Below are 17,814 nucleotides of genomic sequence, written 5' to 3'. Positions count from 1 at the left end.
ATGGTCGATACCAAATATGGAACACAGTGATGATTAGATTAAAAGGCCATTTTACTTATGCATGATTTCAGTGCGATCAAAGCTTTCCATGCTCTCTGTCAATACAAAAGCCTGACTGCGGCGGCGAAAGCGCTGGAACAGCCTAAGTCCACCCTCAGTCGACGTTTGGCGTCTTTGGAAAACGATCTCGGACAAGCCTTAATTGCTCGGCAAGGCAACCGTCTAACTTTGACTAAAGCTGGGCAAGTTTTTGCAGTTTATACAGAACAACTGCTTGAATTAGCAGAAAAAAGCCATGAAGCACTGCAAGAGTTTAATAACCAAATCAGCGGTGAAATGACCTTGGTGGTTCATCCGAACTTAATTCGTGGCTGGTTGAGCAATGTATTGGATGAATTCATGCAAACCCACACCGAAATCAACATTCGACTCTACAGCCAATATGTGGCAGAAGAGTCGCATCTTGAGCCTGATTTACTGATTTGGATTGGCCCGTTTGCTCAACAAGGCTGGAGACGTGAATTGCTCGGCCATTGGCAATATTCACCTTATGCGTCGCCACACTATCTTGCCAATAACGACATGCCAGAGCATCCACAGGATCTAGTCAAACATCCTTGGATTGATTTTATCGCTTTTCGCCAAGAAGCCTTGGCTCTCATCCATCCTATTCACGGCAGCTATCTTTTACCTGCGCTCACAAGCCGCTTGCAGAGTGATAATTTAGCTATGCAAGCGGATGCGATAGCCAAAGGAAGAGGCATCGGCTTACTGCCGACATGGTTTGCCAAAGGCTTTGAACAAGCGCACCCAAACAGTGTGCAAGCATGCTTGCCAGAATGGTTGTCGCCACCCACTGAAATTAGTTGTCATTATCCAGCAGGCAGACATCCGCTCAAACTGCGTCTGTTTATCGACGCGCTACGTCAAGCCTGTCCTGAAGAATGGAAAGCATCATAAACATCAAGATCAAAAAAGCCCAGCGAATGACTCGCTGGGCTTTTGCATTAAAAATAAGAAGACTTAAGCAAGCAGCTCTTGTGCTTGTTTCACCACGTTTTCATTCGTAAAGCCGAACATTTTGAACAGTTGATCCGCCGGCGCTGACTCACCAAAGGTAGTCATACCGATGATCTTGCCACCAAAACCCACGTACTTGTACCAGAAATCTGCGATACCTGCTTCAATGGCGATACGCTTAGTCACGGCCGCTGGTAATACCGCTTCGCGGTAAGCTGCGTCTTGTTTATCAAACGCATCAGTCGATGGCATCGAAACTACGCGCACTTTCTTACCTTCGGCTGTAAGTTGCTCTGCAGCTTTTACCGCCAGTTCAACTTCAGAGCCAGTGGCAATCAGGATAAGCTCAGGCTGACCCGCGCACTCTTTTAGGATGTAACCACCTTTCGCGATATCGGCAACTTGCGTTTCGCTGCGTGGCTGCTGCGCGAGGTTTTGACGAGAGAAAATCAGCGCTGATGGGCCATCTTTACGCTCAATCGCCAACTTCCATGCGACGGCTGATTCCACTTGGTCACACGGACGCCATGTGCTCATGTTCGGTGTCAAACGCAGTGAAGCCACTTGCTCAACCGGTTGATGGGTTGGACCATCTTCACCCAAGCCAATCGAGTCATGAGTGTAGACTTGGATGTTTTGGATTTTCATCAACGCCGCCATGCGCATCGCGTTACGGGCGTATTCCATAAACATCAGGAAGGTTGCGCCGTAAGGAACGAAACCACCGTGCAACGCGATACCATTCATGATGGCCGTCATACCGAATTCACGTACACCGTAGTGAATGTAGTTACCCGAGAAGTCTTCCGCGGTGAGCGATTGAGAGCCCGACCACATGGTGAGGTTAGACGGTGCCAAGTCCGCCGAGCCGCCCATAAATTCTGGCAGCATTTTACCAAACGCTTCCAGCGCATTTTGTGACGCTTTACGTGACGCAATATTGGCTGGGTTAGCTTGAAGGTCAGCAATAATTTGACTCGCTTTCGCTTCCCATTCTGCTGGCAACTCGCCATTTACGCGACGTTTGAACTCAGCTGCAAGCTCAGGGTACGCAGTGGCGTAGGCTTCAAACTTGGCATTCCAAGCGGTTTCTTTCGCTTGGCCAGCTTCTTTGGCATCCCACTGCGCGTAAATGTCGGCAGGGATGTGGAAAGGTGCGTGCGGCCAACCCAGGAATTCACGCGCCGCTTTGATTTCCTCAGCGCCTAAAGGGGCACCGTGACAGTCGTGTGAGCCCGCTTTGTTTGGCGAGCCAAAACCGATGATGGTTTTGGTGCAAATCAAGGTTGGACGAGGGTCTGCTTTCGCAGCCTCAATCGCGGCATTAATCGCTTCAGCGTTATGGCCATCAACTGCAGCAATAACATGCCAGCCGTACGCTTCAAAACGTTTTGGCGTGTCATCAGAGAACCAGCCTTCCACATGACCATCGATAGAGATGCCGTTGTCATCCCAAAACGCAATCAGTTTGCCAAGACCCAGTGTGCCCGCCAGAGAACACGCCTCGTGCGAGATGCCTTCCATCAAACAGCCATCACCCATGAACACATAAGTGAAGTGGTCAACGATGTCGTGACCCGGTTTGTTGAACTGCGCCGCCAGTGCTTTTTCAGCCATCGCCATGCCGACCGCATTGGTAATACCTTGGCCTAGTGGGCCCGTGGTGGTTTCAATGCCCGGCGCGTAACCGTATTCTGGGTGACCCGGTGTTTTTGAGTGCAATTGACGGAAGTTTTTCAAATCATCAATCGACAGCGCGTAACCGCTCAGGTGCAATAAAGAGTAAATCAGCATTGAGCCGTGGCCGTTCGACAGCACAAAACGGTCGCGGTCAGCCCATTGTGGGTTTTGTGGGTTATGGTTTAAGTGGCCACGCCAAAGAACTTCAGCGATATCGGCCATACCCATCGGTGCACCAGGGTGACCAGAGTTAGCTTGTTGAACACCGTCCATACTAAGAGCACGGATGGCATTGGCGAGTTCTTTATTAGAAACAAGGTTACGGGAAGACATGTCTGCTCCTGAGTGCATTAAGCGAATTCAAATTAACGGAAATGGGCTGAAAATAGCGCGGCTATTCTCTCAAAGCACTTTTCTCACTGCAAACGTTTTACTGGAGAAATAGTGCTCTTTAGCGCTTATTTTTAGGATAAAAAACCAAACTCCAATTTTTCATCTAAATTATAAGCAAACGTTTGGTTTACAGACAGGCGTAAAAATAACTTGTAATTCGACTATTCAAAACTAGAATAGACGTCTAGATGTAGAAACACCTACATAAACTAATGAATAACGATGGTGAGCAAAGCTTGCCATAGTCCAACGAATAAAAGTGGAGCTCTCATGGTTAAGCACCTGTTTACTTCTGAATCCGTTTCAGAAGGCCATCCAGATAAAATTGCAGACCAAATTTCTGATGCAGTTTTGGATGCGATTTTAGAACAAGACATCAAAGCGCGCGTTGCTTGTGAAACTTACGTGAAAACCGGCATGGTCATGGTTGGTGGTGAAATCACGACCTCTGCATGGGTGGACATTGAAGAGCTTACTCGCCAAACCGTTCGTGAAATTGGTTACGTCAACTCAGAGATGGGTTTCGATGCCAATTCTTGCGCCGTTTTGAATACCATTGGTAAACAGTCACCTGATATCAACCAAGGTGTTGATAAGGCCGATCCTAAAGAACAAGGCGCCGGTGACCAAGGTATTATGTTCGGTTACGCGACCAACGAAACTGAAATCCTGATGCCAGCACCGATCACCTACGCTCACCGCTTGATGCAAAAACAAGCAGAAGTGCGTAAAAATGGCACGCTTTCTTGGCTACGTCCTGATGCAAAATCTCAAGTTACCTTCCAATATGACCAAGGTAAAATTGTTGGAATTGATGCCGTCGTTCTTTCAACGCAACATTGCGACTCTATCTCGACAGCTGACCTACGCGAAGGCGTCATGGAAGAGATCATTAAGCCTGTGTTGCCAGCCGAGTGGCTTAGCAAAGAGACCAAATTCTTCATCAACCCAACCGGTCGTTTTGTGATTGGCGGCCCAATGGGCGACTGTGGTTTAACTGGTCGTAAGATCATCGTTGATACCTACGGCGGCGCAGCGCGTCACGGTGGTGGTGCATTCTCTGGTAAAGATCCATCAAAAGTAGACCGTAGTGCAGCCTACGCGGCGCGTTATGTAGCGAAAAACATCGTAGCGGCTGGCCTTGCTGATCGTTGTGAAATTCAGTTGTCATACGCGATTGGTATTGCAGATCCAACCTCAATCATGGTCGAAACCTTTGGTACTGAGAAAGTATCCCAAGAGATCATCATTGAAGCGGTACGCCAGCACTTCGACCTACGCCCATACGGCCTACAAGAAATGCTCAATTTACTGCAACCGATCTACAAGAAAACTGCCGCTTACGGTCACTTCGGCCGTGAAGAGTTTCCTTGGGAAGCGACTGACAAAGCCGCCATCCTACGTGACTTTGCTGGCTTGAAGTAATTTTCAACCTAGTTTAAATTTGTAAGCCCTTGCTCATTCGCAAGGGCTTTTTTCTAGGAATGAATCTGTGCCTAATTTTGAGCTACATTACCGTGCGCAAGTAAAAGCAAAGCAGTGCATCACAACCGCTCGTCACTATTTTCAACACGACTTCCCTATGCCGAGTATCAACTATCAGTTGCGGGGAAAGGCGGCAGGTAAGGCTTATTTACAACGTTGGGAAATCAGACTGAATCCAGTGCTGTTTGCTGAAAATCAACGCGCCTTTCTCGATGAAGTGATCCCACATGAAATCGCCCACCTAATTACCTACCAGCGCTATGGTCGCGTTCCTCCACACGGTAAAGAGTGGCAGGCTGTGATGAATCAAGTGTTTCATTTACCAGCCAATACCACTCATCGCTTTGAAGTCTCTTCAGTGCAAGGTAAAACCTTTGAATATCGCTGCGCCTGTGCGCATTACCCGCTCACTGTCCGTCGCCACAATAAAGTGATGCGCAATCAAGCCACCTACCGCTGCCAACACTGTGCACAAACGCTCCATTTTACTGGCGTGCAGCTTTCCTAAATAAACTTTGGTTGCTGCTACTTGAATCCACAGCGGTGTGATTACACTCATCTGCAATTAACAACAAAAACATCATTTATTATTCTTTAATCTGAGTGTTAGACTTATAAAAACCATACTTATATCAGTCTAAATGATGTCCTATTTTCGCTTATTGCTTGTGAATAGCAGCTTAGCTCTGTTCTCGTTTTGTGCCCTAGCTGCGCCTCCCGCTTCCTTTTCTCAAGCTAAAAAAGAAGCATTGAAAATCTATCATGATCATCCAGTGAGCTTTTACTGCGGTTGTGACATAGCATGGCAAGGTAAGAAAGGCACGCCCGACTTACAAGCTTGTGGTTACCAAGTTCGCAAACAGCAAACTCGCGCCAGCCGCATTGAATGGGAACACGTCGTCCCGGCTTGGCAATTTGGCCACCAGCGTCAGTGCTGGCAACAAGGTGGGCGTAAAAATTGCACCAAAAATGATACTATTTTTCGTTCGATGGAAGCTGACCTCCACAACCTGACGCCGGCGATTGGCGAAGTCAACGGCGACCGTTCAAACTACAATTTCAGTCAGTGGAATGGCGTAGAAGGTGAAAGCTATGGCCGTTGTGAAATGCAGGTCGATTTTAAACAACGCAAAGTCATGCCACCCGATAGAGCACGTGGCTCAATTGCTCGTACCTATCTGTACATGAGCCAAAACTATGGCTTTCAGTTATCCAAGTCTCAAACACAGCTAATGCAAGCGTGGAATCGCCAATACCCAGCCGATGAGTGGGAATGCAAACGCGATCAGCGAATTGCCAAAGTTCAAGGCAATCACAACCCATTTGTGCAGCAACAGTGCCGTTCATGAGGTACTTTTTGTGGGCCATTTTCGTGATTGAAACTCGCCCTTGCCCCTTGTTTTTTCAGTGTAAAGCATCCATGTTAATGGCTATTCAACGTCAGGTAGGAACTATCCATGCGTATCCCTAGAATTTATCATCCGACTCCTCTTCAACCCTCAAGCATTATTGCTCTCAATGATGATGCGGCTGGGCATATTGGCCGGGTGTTACGCATGCAAGCGGGCCAAGAAGTACTGCTTTTTGATGGCAGTGGCGCGGAATTCCCAGCGGAAATTACCGAGGTCAGCAAAAAAAATGTGCTGGTCAATGTGTTGAAAAGAGTCGAAAGCAGCTGTGAGTCGCCTCTTAATTTACACCTTGGGCAGGTGATCTCGCGTGGAGACAAAATGGAGTTCACCATTCAAAAATCGGTCGAACTTGGCGTCAATACCATCACGCCTTTGATTTCTGAACGTTGCGGCGTGAAATTAGATGCCAAACGTTTTGAGAAAAAACTGGAACAGTGGCAAAAAATTGCAATCAGCGCTTGTGAGCAGTGCGGCCGCAATATAGTGCCGCTGATCCGCCCAATTATGCAGTTGGAAGAGTGGTGTGCCGAACCCAGTGATGCGCTCAAGCTCAACTTACATCCACGTGCGAAGTATTCGATTAATACCCTGCCTCAACCCATCAATAAAGTCCGTTTGTTGATTGGCCCTGAAGGGGGCTTATCAGAATCAGAAATTAGCATGACTGAACAGTACCATTTTGAAGAAACCTTGCTAGGCCCACGCGTACTGCGTACTGAAACTGCGGCCTTAACGGCTATTACTGCTCTTCAAGTTCGCTTTGGCGATCTTGGCTAACCGGAGAAAAACAATGATTAAACTTGGTATCGTCATGGACCCTATCTCGTCCATTAACATCAAAAAAGATTCCAGCTTTGCCATGTTGCTAGAAGCGCAGCGTCGTGGTTATGAAATCCACTATATGGAGATGAATGATCTACACTTAGATCAAGGTGTCGCTTTTGCCGATACCAAAGTGGTTACATTGAAAGAAGATCCGAACGGTTGGTATGAGTTTTTATCTGAGCAAACTATTCCACTGGCTGATCTCGATGCAGTGTTGATGCGTAAAGATCCGCCGTTTGACACTGAATATATCTACGCAACCTACATTCTAGAACGAGCAGAAGAAGCAGGAACATTAATCGTCAATAAGCCGCAAAGCTTACGTGACTGCAATGAGAAACTGTTTACGGCATGGTTCCCTGAACTAACGCCAACCACCATAGTGACGCGTAAAGCGGAAAAAATTAAAGCCTTCCACGCGCAACATGGTGATGTGATTTTAAAACCGTTAGACGGTATGGGCGGGGCATCTATCTTCCGCGTTAAAGAGGGTGATCCAAACGTATCTGTCATTATCGAAACATTAACTAACCACGGCCAAAACTACTGTATGGCGCAAACTTTTGTACCTGACATCAGCAACGGTGATAAACGTATTTTAGTGGTCGATGGTGAACCAATGCCTTACTGCCTAGCGCGAATTCCGGCACAAGGTGAAACCCGTGGCAATTTGGCAGCTGGTGGCCGTGGTGAAGCGCGTCCGCTAAGCGAAACCGATAAAAAAATTGCTCAAACTATTGCTCCAACATTGAAAGAAAAAGGCTTAATCTTTGTCGGACTTGACGTTATTGGCGACAAGCTCACTGAGATCAACGTGACGAGCCCTACGTGTATTCGTGAAATAGAGGCCGCCTTTGATATCTCAATTACCGGTAAGTTGATGGACGCGATTGAGCGTCGAATCAACAAGTCATGCTGAACTGGGCAAACTCTTGCCCAGTAATTTGCGATAGGTTGGAGGCAGTATGAATCTTACAAATCATTTTTTAGTCGCCATGCCAAGTATGAGAGACCCTTACTTCAAGCACAGTGTTATTTACATCTGTGAGCACAATGAAGAAGGGGCGATGGGCTTGATGATTAATGTGCCGATTGATATCACCGTGGGCGGCATGTTAAACCAAGTCGATGTTGAGCCAAGCTATCCGAAGCTTCAACTTGATAGCCTAAAAAGGCCCGTCTTGAATGGCGGTCCTGTTTCTGAAGATCGTGGGTTTATTCTACATCGACCGAAAGATCATTATGAGTCCAGCATCCGTATGAGCGATGACATTGCCGTCACCACATCGAAAGATATTTTAGCGGTACTGGGCACAGATGCCGAACCAAGTCACTATCTTGTGGCTCTGGGTTATTCAGGCTGGGAGCCGGGTCAGCTTGAGTTAGAGCTGGCTGAAAATTCTTGGTTAACCATTGAGGCCGATCCAGAGGTTATCTTTAATACGCCCATTCACGATAAGTGGAATCAGGCGATTAAAAAACTCGGCATTGATCCCATCCAACTCTCAGCGCAAGCTGGGCATGCTTAACTTTTACGGCTCTAACCTTTACGGCTCTAACTAGGTAACGCGCCTTTTTAGAGCCTTTATTGCACCATTCAAGATACTGATTATGACATCCAGAACCATTATGGCTTTTGACTTTGGCACCAAAAGCATCGGCAGTGCGATTGGCCAAGAAGTTACAGGCACCGCATCACCACTTAAAGCCTTTAAAGCCAATGACGGAATTCCACATTGGGAAGAGATCGAAAAGCAGATCAAAGAGTGGCAACCCCATTTATTGGTGGTAGGGCTACCAACAGATTTGCACGGCAAAGCATTAGAAACCATTACCCCACGAGCCAAAAAATTTGCGCAGCGTTTACACGGGCGCTTTGGCTTAGCCGTCGAGATGCATGACGAACGGCTTTCAACCCGGGAAGCCCGCGCCGACTTATTTGCCATGGGCGGCTATAAGGCGCTGAGCAAAGGCAATGTCGATTGCCAATCAGCTGTAGTGATCTTAGAGAGCTGGTTTGAAGCGCAATGGGGCGCGTAACTTAACTTTAATACAGCGGCGCAGCACAATCCCGAATCGAGTTCGGGATTGTTCGTCTTAAACTGCGACTATTCCATATCAATCTGCACGTTATCCAATGTGCCACTGCTGATCCCTTCGCCACGCTTTGTTTTTAACATTAAACGTAAATCGTTAGCCGAGTCAGCGCTGTGCAGTGCATCTTGTTCACTGATTTTGTCCTCAACGACCAGTTGATATAGTGCTTGGTCAAAAGTCTGCATCCCCACTTCTTTTGATTTGCCCATCGTCGCTTTCAATTCGTGCAGATCACCGCGGCGGATCAAATCGGAAATTCGAGGGCTGTTGAGTAAAATCTCAAACACACCATGTCGTCCCTTGCCATTTTTATCGCGGATCAACTGCTGCCCCACGACGCCTTTGAGGTTCATCGACAGATCAAACAAAAACTGCTCTTTTTGCTCTTTAGGAACCAAATGCAAAATTCGCTCAAGCGCTTGGTTGGCATTGTTAGCATGTAACGTTGCCATACATAAATGACCTGTCTCGGCAAAGGTCATCGCATATTCCATCGTTTCACGTGAACGGATCTCACCAATTAAAATCATATCAGGGGCTTGGCGCAGAGAGTTTTTCAGAGCCACTTCGTAACTCTCGGTATCCAACCCTACTTCTCGCTGGGTCACAATGCAACGCTGATGCTCATGCACAAACTCAATCGGATCTTCCACTGTTAAAATATGCCCAGTTCGGTGCGAGTTACGATAACCCGTCATGGCCGCCATGGTGGTCGATTTGCCCGACCCCGTCGCGCCGACCACCAGCACCAGCCCACGCTTTGCAATCGAGAGATCTTGCAACACGCCCGGTAACTTTAATTCTTCAAAAGTGGGGATATGAGTTTCAATACGGCGGATCACCGCACCGGGCAGCTCACGCTGAAAAAAAGCACTGACACGAAAACGGCCAATCTCTCTCACTACTGCAAAATTGGCTTCACGTGTGCGTTGAAATTCACGGCGGCGATCCTCATCCATCATGGCATCTAACAACGCCATCACCTGCGTTTGGGATAACTTTTCGCCATGAGCTCTTAACTCTCCATCGACGCGAAATAACACTGGCGCTCCTACGGTGAGGTACAAGTCGGAAGCTTTTTGAGTCAACATACCCTCAAGACATTGGTTCAGTTCCATGAGCTCTCTCTTAAAATGGTGATGAATTGACTTCCAGTTTTTTCTGCACTTCTTCTTGATCGACAATACCTTGCGCAATCAACTGTTTGGAATTCTGTTCCATGGTTTGCATGCCATGCGCCGCACCCGTTTGGATGATGGAGTACATCTGCGCAACCTTATCCTCGCGGATCAAGTTACGAATCGCTGGAGTGGCAAGCATAATTTCATGACATGCGACGCGGCCCCCACCTAAACGTTTTAGCAGCTTTTGCGCAATCACTGCTCGCAATGATTCAGAGAGCATTGAACGAACCATCTCTTTATCACTACCGGGAAACACATCAATGATCCGGTCGATGGTTTTCGCCGCAGAGCTGGTATGTAACGTGCCAAACACTAAATGCCCGGTTTCAGCCGCGGTTAACGCTAAGCTGATGGTTTCTTGATCGCGCAGCTCACCGACCAAGATTACATCCGGATCTTCGCGCAGCGCCGAGCGTAGCGCCGCTTTAAAACTGTGGGTATCTCGGTGCACTTCACGTTGGTTAACCAAACATTTATTGTTGCTATGCACAAACTCAATTGGGTCTTCAATGGTTAAAATGTGTTTGTTGTGATGAGAATTAATGTAATCAACCATTGCTGCCAATGTGGTCGACTTACCCGACCCTGTTGGCCCAGTCACCAGCACCAATCCTTTCTCATAATTGGCGATTTTATTAAAAATGTCAGGTGCTTGTAGTTCTTCCAAGGTTGGGATCACCGTAGGAATCGTCCGGAAAACCGCAGAGCAGCCACGAGATTGATGGAAAGCATTGACACGAAAACGCCCTACATTAGGCAGCTCAAATGAGAAATCCACTTCCAGTTTCTCTTCAAATTCACTACGCTGAGCATCGTTCATGATCTCAAAAATCAAACGATGCACGTCAGCATGAGTAAAAGCAGGCACTCCGAGCTTTCTTACTTCACCATCTATCCGTACCATAGGTGGAACACCTGCAGATAGGTGTAGATCCGAAGCGTTGTGCTTTACACTAAAATCCAGTAGCTCAGCGATATCCATTTAATTTCCTTAGTAAAGTCAGGCTATGAGTAGTATTCAACAAAACATTGAACAGATCACTTCACAAATTGAAAGTGCACAACAAAAGTGTGGACGCGCTCGAGAGAGAGTGCAACTTTTAGCGGTCAGTAAGACCAAACCTGTCGAGGCAATTCTAGAAGCGGCGCGCGCTGGGCAACGTTTATTTGGTGAAAACTATGTGCAAGAGGGCGCGGATAAAGTTCAATACTTCAATACCTTGCACCCCGAACTGGATTTAGAATGGCACTTTATCGGCCCAATTCAGTCCAATAAATCGCGCATTGTGGCCGAGAACTTTGCTTGGGTGCATACGGTGGATCGAAGTAAAATTGCCCAGCGTTTAAATGATCAACGCCCAGCAGGCATGCCACAACTACAGGTCTTGATTCAAGTCAACACCAGCGGCGAAAGCTCGAAATCGGGCATTGGTGAACACGAAATAGTTGAGTTGGCAGAGTTGATATCCGCGCTACCCAACCTCACGTTAAGAGGACTGATGTCTATTCCTGAGAATGTCCCCGATTACGCTGCGCAACTTGCCGCATTTCAAAAACTGGCGAGCTTACAAGCGCAATTGTCTGAACGTTTTTCAGGGTTAGATACGCTCTCAATGGGCATGAGTGGCGACATGCAAGCGGCGATTGAAGCTGGTAGCACTATGGTGAGGATCGGCACCGCTATTTTTGGTGCGCGTGATTACGCTTAGCACTGGCTTATCTATCAACCACATAATAATCAATCAGCGACAAGCAATTAGAGGTCAGCAGATGCAGCAGAGAAACATCACATTTATCGGTGCAGGCAATATGGCCAAAGCAATTATTGCAGGCTTAGTCGCCAGCGGTTATCCAGCTGATCGAATTACCGCGACCGCACCGTCAGAAACAAGACGCAAACCACTGGAAAGTGCTTATGGCATTCACACCACCAGCGATAATCTTGCCGCAGCGCAGCAAGCCGATGTGATGGTACTGGCGGTCAAACCGCAGTTGATGGCCAGTGTCTGTCAACCTTTGCAATCCATTGATTTTAGAAATAAGTTGGTGATCTCCATTGCAGCAGGTGTTTCTGCGGCACGCCTTAATGGGATGCTGGCGACCGAACTGCAACTAGTACGCGCCATGCCCAATACACCTTCGCTGATCAATCGAGGCATGAGCGGTCTATTTGCCACTCCAAGCGTATCAGAGCAAGACAAACGCTTTACCGCACAATTGCTACAAGCCGTTGGTGAAGTGTGCTGGGTTGAAAACGAGTCCGCCATTAATGGCATCATCGCCGCTGCAGGCAGTGCGCCTGCCTACTTCTTTTTGTTTATGGAAGCGATGCAAAACGAAGCCATCGCTCAAGGCTTTGATAAAGAAACGGCCCGTTTGTTAGTACAACAAGCGGCGTTAGGCGCAGCCGAAATGGTGGTGGCAAACCCTGAGATTGAACTCTCGACATTGCGTGAACAAGTGACCTCCAAAGGCGGCACCACCGCCGAGGCGATTCGCACCTTTAACGAGCATCAACTTGCCAATATCGTTGCACAAGCGATGCAAGCGGCCGTAACTCGTGCACAAGAAATGGAAAAACTGTTTTAATCCTAGTGGCGTTTCACTAAGCTATAGCGCAAAAGCGCAAACGACACTCTACTCATATTAAGGGCTAGCTATGAATTCAATGAGTTTTTTGATCTCCACCCTGTTTGATCTGTACATCATGGTCGTAATTTTACGTATCTGGTTACAAGCAGCGCGTGCCGATTTCTATAACCCATTCTCCCAGTTTATCGTCAAAGCAACGCAACCTGTGGTTGGCCCACTGCGCCGAGCGATTCCATCCATTGGTAGCCTAGATTTGGCCACGGTTCTCTTTGCGTACGTGCTGTGCGTATTGAAATTTATTGCCTTAATGCTGGTGGCATCAGGTGGTGCGGTTAGTTTTAGCGTCTACTTTTTATTCTTAGGCTTACTCTCGTTAGTCAAAGCCGCTGGCGGTTTGCTGTTCTGGGTGCTGTTGATCCGCGCTATTCTCAGTTGGGTTAGCCAAGGCCGCAGCCCGATTGAATACGTATTTCATCAATTAACAGAGCCGATGCTTGCGCCGATCCGCCGTATCCTACCAGCGATGGGTGGTTTTGATTTAAGTGTATTGGTGCTGTTTATTGTGCTGCAGTTTGCGAACTTCCTAATGGGCGATTTTATTGGCCCAGTATGGTATCAGTTGTAATGTCATCTGCTGTTTGGCAAGAGGGAGAGGATCTAATCCTCAAGCTCTATATCCAACCCAAAGCAAGCCGCGATAGTATCGTCGGCTTGCATGGTGAGGAGCTCAAAATTGCCATCACAGCCCCGCCTGTTGATGGCAAAGCCAACGCGCATTTAACCAAATTCTTGGCCAAACAATTTAAAGTCGCCAAAGGTTTAATCGAGATAGAAAAAGGGGAATTGGGACGTCATAAACAAGTCCGAATTCATTCACCTCAAGTGATACCAGAGCCGATTGAAGCCATCTTGTGATGGCTTTTTATTTAGCCCACTCTGTTTTGTAAGGAGCACCACATGCGTAAATGGATGATAGCGTTTGTTATAGCCTTTATTTCGCTACCCACACTCGCCGAGCAGTTTCAAACCATCAAGAATGTTGAAGTTCACTACTCAGCTTTCAACTCAACATTTTTAACGCCACAAGTGGCGCGCAGTTATCAGTTAAAACGTAATGGTTACTCGGCTATTTTAAACATCAGCGTATTAGATAACTCGGCCTTAGGTAAACCAGCTATGGAAGCGACACTCAAAGGCAATGCGAAAAACCTAATCGGTCAGGTACGTGAACTTGAATTTAAACAATTCAAAGAGGGCAACGCGATTTATTACCTCGCTGAATTCCCCATTACCAATGAAGAGAATTTGAGTTTTGACATTGAGGTTGATGCGGGCTTAAAAGGCACCGGTAAGCTTAAATTCACCCAAAAATTCTACGTCGAAGAATAGAGAAATAGTGCAATGAAAAAAATAGTATTAGCCACAGGAAACCAAGGCAAAGTGCGCGAAATGGCTGATCTGCTGGTTGATTTCGGTTTTGATGTGGTGGCGCAAACAGAATTAAACGTCCCAGAAGCCGAAGAGACTGGCACCACCTTTATTGAAAATGCGATCATCAAAGCACGACATGCTGCCAAAATCACTGGCTTACCTGCGATTGCCGATGACTCCGGCTTAGAAGTGGATTATCTGCAAGGTGCTCCGGGGATTTACTCGGCGCGCTACGCCGGTGAAAATGCCAGTGACCAACAAAACCTAGAAAAATTATTAGCGGCAATGGAAGGTGTACCAGACGAACAACGCACCGCTCGTTTTCATTGCGTGCTGGTTTTCATGCGTCACGAAAATGACCCAACACCATTGGTCTGCCATGGTACGTGGCAAGGTCGCATCTTGCACCAAGCTCACGGCAGTAACGGTTTTGGTTATGATCCGATCTTCTTTGTCCCCGAAGATAACTGCGCTTCAGCAGAACTGCTACCTGCACGTAAAAAGCAGCTTTCACATCGTGGCAAAGCGCTAAAAATGCTATTTAAAACCTTAAGCGAGCAAAATTCATAATGTTGCAACCACCCGCGCTGAGTTTGTACGTGCACATCCCCTGGTGTGTACAAAAATGCCCCTATTGTGATTTTAACTCTCACGCGCTAAAGCACGATATTCCTGAACGTGCATACATTGATGCGCTATTGGAGGATCTCGATACCGATATCGCCAAATATCGCCTTGCAGACCATCCTCGCCCATTGCATTCCATTTTTATTGGCGGTGGTACACCGAGTCTTTTTTCTGCTGAAGGTATTGCTCGCCTGCTGCAAGGCATTGAAGCGCGTATTGCGTTTAAGCCTGGGATTGAAATCACCATGGAGGCCAACCCGGGCACGGTAGAAGCTGACCGTTTTGTTGGATATCGACAAGCAGGGGTGACGCGCATCTCGATTGGTGTACAAAGTTTTGAGCCACAAAAACTGGCACGTTTAGGGCGAATTCATGGTCAGCAAGAAGCGGTTAATGCCGCTCAATTAGCTCATCAAATTGGCTTAAACAGCTTCAACTTAGATTTGATGCATGGCTTACCCGATCAAAACTGTGAACAAGCGCTGGCCGATTTAGACAAAGCGATTGCACTAAACCCACCTCATCTTTCTTGGTATCAACTGACCATTGAACCTAATACGGTTTTCTACTTTAAACCGCCTACTTTGCCAGATGATGACGCGCTGTGGGATATTTTTGAGCTGGGTCACCAAAAATTGGCCGCCGCTGGGTACGTGCAGTATGAAATTTCTGGCTATAGCAAGCCCGGCTATCAATGCCAACACAACTTAAATTACTGGCGCTTTGGTGATTATCTAGGGATTGGTTGTGGCGCGCATGGCAAGCTCAGCTTTAGCAATGGGCGTATTGTACGCACCACTAAGGTGAAGCATCCGCGTGGCTATCTCAATTTACTCAAACCTTACTTGGATGACGAATTTGAAGTCGCCGCTGCGGATCGCCCTTTTGAATTCTTCATGAACCGCTTTCGCTTGATGGAACCTTGTCCGAAACAAGACTTTGTTGAAACAACTGGATTAAGTTTAAGCGTGATTCAGTCAACGATAGATTGGGCACTAGCCGAACACTATTTAACGCAAACCGAAAGTCACTGGCAAATCACAGAAAAAGGAAAACTGTTTCTTAATGACTTGCTCGAAGCCTTTATGGCTGACGACTAAAAAGATAACCCCAACAGAGATTGGCTAACCTAATCGGTAGCCAATCTTTTGCCAAAAACACGGGCTGTCAGAAAATATTGAACTTAAAAGATAGAGCGACCAATACGCTCAGCCAAGAGTTCTAACATCTTAGTGCCCGCTAAAGAATTACCTGACGCATCAAGCTCTGGCGACCAAACCGCAATCGTCATCTCCCCAGGAACAACAGCAATAATACCGCCACCTACGCCCGATTTACCCGGCATGCCAACACGATAAGCGAACTCTCCTGCGCCATCATACAAACCGCAAGTCGCCAATAAGGCATTGATCTGCTTACTTTGTGTCGGCGTTACTATCGCTTCCTTGGTATGCACGGACACCCCTTTATTCGCCAGATAACTGAAGGTTTTCGCTAATTGAACACAGCTCATTTTAAGTGAACAAGCGTGAAAATAGTTGTGCAGTACCGGGATAACGTCATTATCGAAATTACCAAACGATCGCATCAAATAGGCGATGGCGGCATTGCGATCGCTGTGCATCATTTCTGAAGCCGCTACCACTTTGTCGTATACGATGCCCTCTTCACCCGACAACTGACGTACAAACTCCAGTAAGCGCTGCCGAGGGGCTGATAAACGGCTATGCAGCATATCCGCCACCACAATAGCTCCAGCATTGATAAAAGGGTTACGCGGAATGCCCTGCTCCATTTCAAGCTGGATCATCGAATTAAACGCTTGGCCTGAAGGCTCTTTTCCGACACGAAGCCATAGCTCTTCTGGTTTATAAAGCATCATAGCGAGCGTTAAGCTCAAAGCTTTAGAGATGGATTGAATTGAGAATCCTTCCGTGGCATCTCCAGCCGAAATCACTTCACCTTGATTGGTGTAAACCGCGATCGCCAGCTTGTTATTCGGTACTTTGGCTAAAGCAGGAATGTAATCGGCGACTTTTCCTTTGCCGATCAGTGGGCGAACCTCACACAAAATATCAGCAAGTAGATTGGGTGTTAGCTTCATGGGTGACCTTACCTCGGGTGAGAAATGTTTTTCTCTATTTTTATAATGATTTTCGTAGGGCGCTAAGGCCGAAAAAGCCAACATTACAACAATGTTGGCTTTTCTTTAATCGCTAATTTTGTTGCAGCAACAAAAGTGAGTCGTTACGTGGTGCGTTTATATTTGATATCCCACACACCATGACCTAAACGGTGACCACGCGCTTCAAATTTAGTCAAAGGACGCTCTTCTGGACGAGGAATATAGTCACCTTCTGCGGCAATATTGGCAAAGCCCGGCGCTTGATTCATCACTTCAATCATATGCTCAGCGTAGTTTTCCCAGTCCGTCGCCATATGAAAGATGCCCTCTTCCATTTTTAGTTTTTGACGCACCATTTCCGCAAATTCTAACTGCACAATACGGCGCTTATGGTGACGTTTTTTATGCCAAGGATCAGGGAAGAACAGTTGCAGTGTATGCAGGCTGCCATCAGGGATCATGTGTTCAAATACTTCCACTGCATCATGGCACATCACGCGTAAATTAGTCACGCCAGCATCACGAGCGGCTGACAAACAGGCGCCAACACCTGGGCTATGCACTTCAATACCAAAGAAGTTTTTTTGCGGTGCATTTTTAGCCATTTCAACTAATGAAGCGCCCATACCAAAACCGATTTCTAAAACCACCGGGTTATCGTTACCAAAAACCGCCGCCCAATCGAGCAATTGTGGCTGGAAATCAATACCCATTGTTGGCCAACATTCATTCATTGCCGCTTCTTGGCCTTTGGTTAATCGACCCTCACGACGAACGAAACTACGGATTCGACGCAGTATTTTGCCTTCTTCGGTATATTCGTTGGTGGTTACTTCACTCATTGATCTTGCCTGCACATTGATTAATCAAAGCGGGGATTATCCAAAGAATTATTCTCGGTGCAAGTGTTATCGAAATAAACTTGTTGGATAAATCCACACAA

20 protein-coding genes are annotated in these 17,814 nt (G+C 47.1%); 15 read left to right on the top strand and 5 right to left on the bottom strand.

All coding sequences use genetic code 11. The annotated features are described in order from the left end of the window. Positions 1 to 57: 57 nt before the first annotated feature. On the top strand, positions 58 to 960 hold the full coding sequence (locus tag AACT42_RS21650) for a LysR family transcriptional regulator (RefSeq protein ID WP_094125364.1): 903 nt from the start codon (positions 58 to 60) through the stop codon (positions 958 to 960). A 63-nt stretch (positions 961 to 1,023) separates the two neighbouring features. Here the strand turns inward: AACT42_RS21650 and tkt are convergent, their stop codons facing one another. Further along, on the bottom strand, positions 1,024 to 3,033 hold the full coding sequence (tkt, locus tag AACT42_RS21645; RefSeq protein WP_094183045.1) for a transketolase: 2,010 nt from the start codon (positions 3,031 to 3,033) through the stop codon (positions 1,024 to 1,026). Positions 3,034 to 3,363: 330 nt separating this feature from the next. Here tkt and metK point away from each other — a divergent pair, with 330 nt between their 5' ends. From metK to ruvX, 7 genes are all read left to right on the top strand, one after another. After that, positions 3,364 to 4,518: a methionine adenosyltransferase gene (gene metK, locus AACT42_RS21640; RefSeq protein WP_026027375.1), complete on the top strand. Its 1,155-nt coding sequence runs from the start codon at positions 3,364 to 3,366 to the stop codon at positions 4,516 to 4,518. 67 nt (positions 4,519 to 4,585) lie between these two features. Continuing rightward, positions 4,586 to 5,086, top strand: coding sequence for a SprT family zinc-dependent metalloprotease (locus tag AACT42_RS21635; protein WP_010320653.1), 501 nt, complete (start codon positions 4,586 to 4,588; stop codon positions 5,084 to 5,086). Positions 5,087 to 5,219: 133 nt separating this feature from the next. Then, positions 5,220 to 5,927, top strand: a complete 708-nt coding sequence (endA, locus tag AACT42_RS21630; protein ID WP_013857813.1) for a deoxyribonuclease I — start codon at positions 5,220 to 5,222, stop codon at positions 5,925 to 5,927. A 108-nt stretch (positions 5,928 to 6,035) separates the two neighbouring features. After that, complete coding sequence (rsmE, locus tag AACT42_RS21625; RefSeq protein WP_013857814.1) at positions 6,036 to 6,767, top strand: 16S rRNA (uracil(1498)-N(3))-methyltransferase; 732 nt, start codon at positions 6,036 to 6,038, stop codon at positions 6,765 to 6,767. A 13-nt stretch (positions 6,768 to 6,780) separates the two neighbouring features. Next, the gene (gshB, locus tag AACT42_RS21620) at positions 6,781 to 7,734 is read left to right on the top strand and encodes a glutathione synthase (protein WP_094134262.1); all 954 of its coding nucleotides are present in this window, start codon (positions 6,781 to 6,783) and stop codon (positions 7,732 to 7,734) included. A gap of 46 nt (positions 7,735 to 7,780) precedes the next feature. Next, a complete protein-coding gene (locus tag AACT42_RS21615) occupies positions 7,781 to 8,344 on the top strand; it encodes a YqgE/AlgH family protein (protein ID WP_017045507.1) in 564 nt (187 codons plus the stop codon). Positions 8,345 to 8,426: 82 nt separating this feature from the next. Further along, a complete protein-coding gene (ruvX, locus tag AACT42_RS21610) occupies positions 8,427 to 8,855 on the top strand; it encodes a Holliday junction resolvase RuvX (protein WP_017045508.1) in 429 nt (142 codons plus the stop codon). Between the two features lie 68 nt (positions 8,856 to 8,923). Here ruvX and AACT42_RS21605 read toward each other — a convergent pair whose 3' ends face one another. Continuing rightward, a complete protein-coding gene (locus AACT42_RS21605) occupies positions 8,924 to 10,030 on the bottom strand; it encodes a PilT/PilU family type 4a pilus ATPase (RefSeq protein WP_017048293.1) in 1,107 nt (368 codons plus the stop codon). Positions 10,031 to 10,040: 10 nt separating this feature from the next. After that, positions 10,041 to 11,078, bottom strand: coding sequence for a type IV pilus twitching motility protein PilT (locus AACT42_RS21600; protein WP_013857819.1), 1,038 nt, complete (start codon positions 11,076 to 11,078; stop codon positions 10,041 to 10,043). 25 nt (positions 11,079 to 11,103) lie between these two features. Between AACT42_RS21600 and AACT42_RS21595 the strand changes: the two genes are divergently transcribed. The 7 genes from AACT42_RS21595 to hemW all read left to right on the top strand — a co-directional run bounded on the left by AACT42_RS21595 (position 11,104) and on the right by hemW (position 15,846). After that, positions 11,104 to 11,805, top strand: coding sequence for a YggS family pyridoxal phosphate-dependent enzyme (locus AACT42_RS21595; protein ID WP_094134263.1), 702 nt, complete (start codon positions 11,104 to 11,106; stop codon positions 11,803 to 11,805). A 61-nt stretch (positions 11,806 to 11,866) separates the two neighbouring features. Continuing rightward, positions 11,867 to 12,685, top strand: coding sequence for a pyrroline-5-carboxylate reductase (proC, locus tag AACT42_RS21590; RefSeq protein ID WP_094134264.1), 819 nt, complete (start codon positions 11,867 to 11,869; stop codon positions 12,683 to 12,685). Between the two features lie 70 nt (positions 12,686 to 12,755). Next, the gene (locus tag AACT42_RS21585; RefSeq protein ID WP_010320643.1) at positions 12,756 to 13,313 is read left to right on the top strand and encodes a YggT family protein; all 558 of its coding nucleotides are present in this window, start codon (positions 12,756 to 12,758) and stop codon (positions 13,311 to 13,313) included. After that, positions 13,313 to 13,603 carry a DUF167 family protein YggU gene (gene yggU, locus AACT42_RS21580; protein WP_026028959.1) on the top strand — a complete coding sequence of 97 codons (291 nt, stop codon included), beginning with the start codon at positions 13,313 to 13,315 and terminating at the stop codon, positions 13,601 to 13,603. The genes AACT42_RS21585 and yggU overlap by 1 nt, the downstream gene beginning before the upstream one ends. Positions 13,604 to 13,645: 42 nt before the next feature. Beyond that, entirely contained in the window at positions 13,646 to 14,077 is a 432-nt protein-coding gene (locus tag AACT42_RS21575) for a DUF4426 domain-containing protein (RefSeq protein WP_013857823.1), read from the top strand. 12 nt (positions 14,078 to 14,089) lie between these two features. Further along, positions 14,090 to 14,689: an XTP/dITP diphosphatase gene (locus AACT42_RS21570; RefSeq protein WP_017042394.1), complete on the top strand. Its 600-nt coding sequence runs from the start codon at positions 14,090 to 14,092 to the stop codon at positions 14,687 to 14,689. After that, a complete protein-coding gene (hemW, locus tag AACT42_RS21565) occupies positions 14,689 to 15,846 on the top strand; it encodes a radical SAM family heme chaperone HemW (RefSeq protein WP_094134265.1) in 1,158 nt (385 codons plus the stop codon). The genes AACT42_RS21570 and hemW overlap by 1 nt, the downstream gene beginning before the upstream one ends. An 83-nt stretch (positions 15,847 to 15,929) precedes the next feature. Here the strand turns inward: hemW and glsB are convergent, their stop codons facing one another. Both glsB and trmB read right to left on the bottom strand, forming a co-directional pair. Next, positions 15,930 to 16,850: a glutaminase B gene (gene glsB / locus AACT42_RS21560; protein ID WP_026028230.1), complete on the bottom strand. Its 921-nt coding sequence runs from the start codon at positions 16,848 to 16,850 to the stop codon at positions 15,930 to 15,932. 143 nt (positions 16,851 to 16,993) lie between these two features. Further along, positions 16,994 to 17,713 carry a tRNA (guanosine(46)-N7)-methyltransferase TrmB gene (trmB, locus tag AACT42_RS21555; protein ID WP_094134266.1) on the bottom strand — a complete coding sequence of 240 codons (720 nt, stop codon included), beginning with the start codon at positions 17,711 to 17,713 and terminating at the stop codon, positions 16,994 to 16,996. Between the last annotated feature and the right edge of the window lie 101 nt (positions 17,714 to 17,814).

The sequence above is a fragment of the Vibrio sp. V15_P4S5T153 genome (assembly GCF_963874485.1).
GTDB lineage: Bacteria > Pseudomonadota > Gammaproteobacteria > Enterobacterales > Vibrionaceae > Vibrio > Vibrio anguillarum.
This window is presented reverse-complemented; position numbering and strand designations above follow the sequence as displayed.